Source organism: Mesorhizobium sp. Arg314 (assembly GCF_053714275.1).
This window is the reverse complement of record NZ_JBSKBP010000101.1, coordinates 1-5,972: the sequence shown is the minus strand read 5'-3', so window position 1 is coordinate 5,972 and position 5,972 is coordinate 1. Positions and strand designations below refer to the sequence as shown.

Genomic DNA, 5,972 nt, shown 5'->3' with positions numbered 1-5,972 from the left:
GACGCATCAAAGCCTCCAAAAGAAGCCTTGAATCAGAACTTACATCAGCACGATACCCAGTTTATGAGTTTGCGACCTAGACAGTCCGGCTTTGGGCAGAGTGCAAATTCCGAGGCATGTCGCCCCCTTGTTCCGAGATGATGTCGCCCCCTGATTGGGGTGTTTGTCGGGGGTGTCCTCTGGTGCCGTTCGTCCTTTCAGGTGTGCTGAGAGGGAGGAACGTTTAGACTCGGAGCTGATCCTTCCCGGTCTATCACCAGGATCTGGCTCGCGACCCGGCACCGGCGGTTCGTCTTTGTGCGGCGAATCTTCCTGTGTCATCCAGGCCGGATCAACTCGGCCATCAGGCTTCTCACCCTGCACCAAACCTGCGAAAGAACCTTTGATTGTTGCCGCCTAGAGCTTATCGTCCTCGACTTGAGCGTTCTCTGCTTCTCGTGGAAGACGCTAAATCCGCTCGTGCGTTACTGCCGGCCAGCAAAGGCTGCGGGTCGGCGGTGAGGGTGTCGAGGGGCGGCGGCCGTTCCCCTTCACTCAATGGTGCCGCCGGCGCCTGGACGGTTTCCACGACGCCGCCCCCGCAATCGTAGCCGTTGTGATGATCATCGTGCATACGCTGCGCTGTTGGGGGACATGCTGATGGCGGTGCCGGAAGCACCGGAGACATGTGATATCTCGGCAGCGGGCAGAGCGGCTTCTCTGTCGCTGCACAGGAAAGCGTAGAGTTCCTTTACGCAAATGCGGGCGTCCTTCTTGTCTTTTTGAAAGGGCGGGACGAGGGGCAACCTGATATCGGCCTTTTGGTAGAACGGACTGCGCTCTTCGTACAGCTGGTCAACCTTCTGCTCGATGTCGGCGCCTTGCAGCAGCGGCCGGCTGGTGTCCCTCTTGAGGCGCCTGTGGAGCTCTTTCAGCTCGGTGTCGAGCCAGATCGACCTCGCCTTATTAAGGATCAGGGCTTGATTGGACTCCTTGCCAAAGCAGCCGCCCCCGGTTGCGATGACGATGGGCCCTCTCTCCAGCTGCTTGGTGAGCTCTTTGGTCTCCAGGTCCCTGAAGTGCGCCTCGCCGCGGCCGGAGTCGGCGAACATCTCCATCAGATTGCCGTGCTCGGCGACGATACGCTTATCGATGTCGACAAACTCCACCCCCAACTCCTTGGCAAGCTGGGCGCCGATGGTCGACTTGCCGCTCGCCGGCATGCCGACGAGCACGACCGGCCGCGTACCGAGGGCCGCGAGGATCTCGCCGGCGTGCGGCGAGCGAGCGACCGCAACCGCAATCTGTTGTCTTGCGACGGTGAGCGACCTGGAGGTCCCTGCCGCCCTCGACCTACTTTCTCCTGACGAGCCCCAGTGTAATATCTCCCAGGCTCCACGGGGAATGGGGACCAGCTCGCATTCGCTCTGCGCGCGCTGCGCGAGGTCGGCCCGGTAACTGGCCGGCGTATGGAACTCGACCTCGAAGCGATAGTTCTGCGCGGTTCTGAACGCCGTGTGAACGCCGCGTAACCGCGGCGTGTCCGTCCTGATGAACCAGTTGGTGGTCTCGACCTCGCTGCAGTCCCGCTCCTCGAAGGCCAGCGCCGCCTTCCTGAAGGCGCGCGTAAAAGCCTCGTCCGGGATCTCGAAGACATGGCGCTTGGTGACCAGTTGGGCCTCTGGCGCCGCGCTCACGCTCTGGCCGGTCAACTCGTCGGCTATCCAGACCTGTCCGCGCGACCGTTGGTCAAGATGCGGCACCTTCACCTCGATGCCGTCCTGCCGCAAAAGCTCGGCAACCGCATGCACAGTTTCGGTAATCGCGCTTTCTTGCGGTTCGGCGGGGGCGGCTTCGAGCCTGGCGCGCTCCAGGGCCTGTTCGCTGCTCGGCGTTATCCTGCTGGCGGGGTCGTCGTCGGCCGAGATTGCTAAGGCGCTGGGCAGGATGCGCTTTTCGACGGCGAGTCTGATCGAGGCCTCCATGACCGAGGCCGCCAGCGTGGGGTTGTCCTCCAGATCCGCCAGGCTGCCATCGACGTCGAACCGGCCCTGGTGGAGCTTTGCCGCCTGCGCCTTGACATAGGGCGCCGACTTGAAGCCCGGCCTCCGCTCCAACAGCCGCTGCAATTCGGTGGTTTTTTGCATGAACATCCGCGCACCGGTATCGGACTTGTAGGCGTCCGTGCCTACCTTGATGCCGACGCTCAATAGATTGATGGCGCTTTCATGCAGATCGTCCGGGTTGTAACCGTCGGGCCGCGGATCGATGCGCGGCTGGTAATGGTTGAGCAGGAAGTCGATGCGCTTCCTGGCGTCGGCGGTTGCCGGATAGGATTCGCTGAGTTTCGGGAAGAGCGCACCGGCGTCGGCGCTGACGGCAGGCTTCGCGCCGGTTGAGGCCACCGATCGCGCAAACTGCTGCTTGACGTCCGACTGCTCATGAGCCGGCTCGCTATTAAGCTGCAGGTTCCATTCCTGGAGCTCGGCCACTAGCAAGGCGGCCAGTTCGCAGGCCACCGGATGCCTGGCGGCCTTGCTGTCTTCCCCCGCCCTGGCGATGAGCTCATGGAGGGTCTGGCCATCCGGCCGATCTTCCTGCAACAGTGCGCGGATGTCGGCCTTGAGCTCATGATGAATGCCCTCGTAGGTGCCGAAGATGGCACGCTCTGCAAACCAGCGTTGCGCCTCCAGCGGCTGCGCCAGCATGTTGCGCTGCAGGCAGCTGTAGGTCTCCAGCACCAGCCCGGTGGCCGACAGGATCTGCTTGGACCGGCTGAACTGGTAGCCGCCTTTCTCAATGGCCGGCGTGTGCGACTTCGGCGGCTTCATCGAGGCGATGCCGCGTGCCTGCAGCTGCGCGTCGAACTGGCGCACATGCTCGTAAAGGCGAGGCCGGTCGCCGATGATGATGGCGGTGTCGCCGTCAAAATCGCCGTCGAGCTTTTTTTGTTCGGCGCTCGGAACCGCAACCAAAGAGCCGGGCGCGAACACCTCCGTCGCCTGCAGGATGCCGACGCACTCGAGCGCGGTGTCGGCCTTGACCCGGTCCTTTTCCTCCAGCCAGCGCGAATGGCACTTTACGTCCTCGGCAGACATCACCACCCCGCGCTCGGCGAAGTCCGCCGGCCACATTTCGTCGGGCACAACGATCAAGATGCCTTTGGCAAAGAAGGTCGGATCGTCGGCGGCAAGCCCAGCCCCCGACTTGTGCGCGACGTTGAAGCTGTATTGGAAGGCCACGCACCGATCCAGGAACGCCGCGGTCCGATCGCCGTCGCGCGCCGACCTGACCCGGTCGGCGGCGAACGGGCGCAGGTTGGGCTTGTCATAGGGGGAGCGTCCGACAAGCACGCCAGCGTCACGGGTCAAGGTCTTGCTCTTGCCCGTCGGCACATGCAGGCATTCGTCGCTGGACGGCACGGCGATAGCGCTCGAACCCTCGATATGCCCGCCCGTGACCGTCCGGAACAGCTCCTCGGCGGTGAGGCTTTGATGGGTTTCGAGCCAAGCCAGAGCCTTCTCGCGGGTCTCCTGTGCCACCTCGACGCTACGCGGATAATGTTGCAGCGCCGAGGGCGGTACCGCCGATTGCCTTTTATCGGCAAAGGCAGGCATCCGCTCGGGAGCGTCGTGCCGAGCCCGGGCAATGGCCGGCATGCGCTCGGCCAGTGAAGCCCTGATGAAGCCGCAGCCGTCATGCGGCCGCAAGGCGATCTCGCCGTCTCGCCCTTCGAACCGGAAGGGATGGACTGCGCCTGCGGGGCGGTCGGGCAGAAGGGACAGCTTGAAGCACCCTTCCAGCGCATAATCATGCGGGCCAACGTCGGGGATGCCCGGCGGCGCGGCGAATCCGCGGCGCTGGGTATAGTAATAGGCTTCCTTGAACGGCGCCCAGGCCCGCGACAGCCGCTCAAATGCCGTACCCGGAGCCGTGTCGGCATAGGGGATCGCCAAAAGCTTGCCGCTTGGGGCCTCTGCGGCCGCGAAGGGCAGGTGAGAGGCAAGCTTGTTCAGGCTCTCTTGCGGCGGCTTCAGTTTGCTGCCGCCGAACAGGTCCATGCGGTAGGGCACGCCCTCCACGGGGAACGTGCGTGTCAGCATGGCGCCAGTCGGAGTTCCCTTTAGCTGCACCGCCACCACCTTCACCGCGCCCGAGGTCAAGCGGTGGAAAATGGAATAGCGCAACTCGGCTTCGCTGGCCAGCGGCCGGCCTTTCATGTCGACCACCGACAGCCGCATCAGTCCGGCATCGCCTTGCGGCGGTCTCGGCTCGTGGTCCATGGCCTGAAGGACCCGATGGACATCGAAGCTGGCGGCTGCATGCTGGGCCTGGACCATCGATGCGTTCTGCGCCATGAAGGTGTCGAGCGCTTCGAGCGGCTCCTTCGCGTCGATCTCGGCGATCACGTTCCAGCTCATGTAGGAACGGTCGGCGTAGATGAGGGCGCGGGCACTGTCCAGGATCTGCCTGGTCTTGCCGTGCAGCTCTTCCTGCCTGGCCTGCAAGGCGAGCTCGTCGCCGTCGACATAGGGCCGTCGGTAGAGCGTCTCCAGCACCGCCCGGGTCTTGAGCACTTGATGGATCGAAAGCGCCGGGCAACGGCTTGCATTGGCGCCGCTGGCGCGCTCGGCCTGGCCTGGCTCGAGATGGGCATCGATCTTGTGTTCCACCACCGGCTGGATGGCGTTGAGCAGGTTCAGCGCCGACCTGCGGTGCCAGCGCAACACCGGCTTCGGGCTGCGAGCCAGTGGCAGCAGGGAGGCGCAAAGATTGCCCATCGTCTCGAGGTTGTTGTCGAGCTTAAACCCGGGAGCGGCACGTAGCACCTCGAGCCTGTCCAGCCCCGGCTGTGCCAGCGCACCGAGATCGTCCAACAACTGCGCCTTGCCCAACGCCTTGAATATATTCGCGATGGCATGGACATCGGCCTGCTGCAGCCGATGCTCGGCATATTGGAGGTAGTGCGCCAGCTGATGCAGCCGTTCCTTCAGCAAGGCGGGTTCGGCGACCTCGCCGGCGGTCTCTCCCCCCTCGATACCCCGCGACAGACCGTTGGCGATCCTGACTAGCGCAGGCGTGCTGAAAGTGCTGAAGCGACGGCCCTTGAAACCGAGCTCGCCGGCGATGACAACGATCGCCTTGCGTGCTTTTTCTTCTTGCGGCCACTTGCCGAAACCGTTCACCAGATTGGCCAATTCTTGATCTGAGAATCCGTCGAGATTGCCGGCGCGGGCAATCACCGCGCCGGCAATGGCAACCGTCGCTTCACGCGTCTTCTGCTGGTCCGGCCATCTGCTGAAGCCGTTCACCAAATCGGCCAACTCTGAATCCGAAAATCCGTCGAGATTGCCGGCGCGGGCAACCACCGCGCCGGCGATGGCAACCGTCGCTTCACACGTCTTCTGCTGGTCCGGCCATCTGCTGAAGTCGTTCACCAAATCGGCCAACTCTGAATCCGAAAATCCGTCGAGATTGCCGGCGCGGGCAACCACCGTGCCGGCGATGGCAAGCGTCGCTTCGAGGGTCTTCTGCTGGTCCGATATTGCGTCGGAGATGCGGTGCGGGCCTCCTTCGCGTTCTGGGACTACACCTTGCAGGTTCTGTGGGGCTGAATTCTCAACGCGAGCCCTTCCCCATCGCTCACCTGGACTGGAGACCGATTGGCCACGTGGCGGAGGAACGTCTCTTCGCGGATTTTCGGCAGCTTGGTGGGCGTGCCGTTGCTCGCCCTGAGAACGCGACAGGCGGGTTGGTTGATTTGCTGCACCGCTGTTCGGTCTATGCGGCTGTTGTGAGTTTTCACGCTGGGTTGACGTGGATGCATCGCCGATATGAGGTCTTCCTGCTGCGCCACGCAAGTCGGGCAATGTTTGCCCACGCGGCCGGATCGTGCCTGCTTGCGTGCCTTCGTGCGTTGGATCGGCGCGCCAGCGTTCGGCATCGGAACGCGACGGCCTTGGCTCCTGAGTTGCTGAGCCACGGTAAGGCTC

Annotated in this window: 1 protein-coding gene and 1 pseudogene; both read right to left on the bottom strand. The window is 63.5% G+C overall.

Annotated features, from left to right (window positions below; genetic code table 11):
* Positions 1-403: 403 nt before the first annotated feature.
* A pseudogene (locus ACWGS9_RS33720) lies at positions 404-5,579 on the bottom strand (shikimate kinase).
* A partial coding sequence (locus ACWGS9_RS33715) for a hypothetical protein (protein ID WP_454509267.1) occupies positions 5,567-5,972 on the bottom strand: 406 nt, incomplete at its 5' end. The gene ACWGS9_RS33715 and the pseudogene ACWGS9_RS33720, both read right to left, overlap by 13 nt.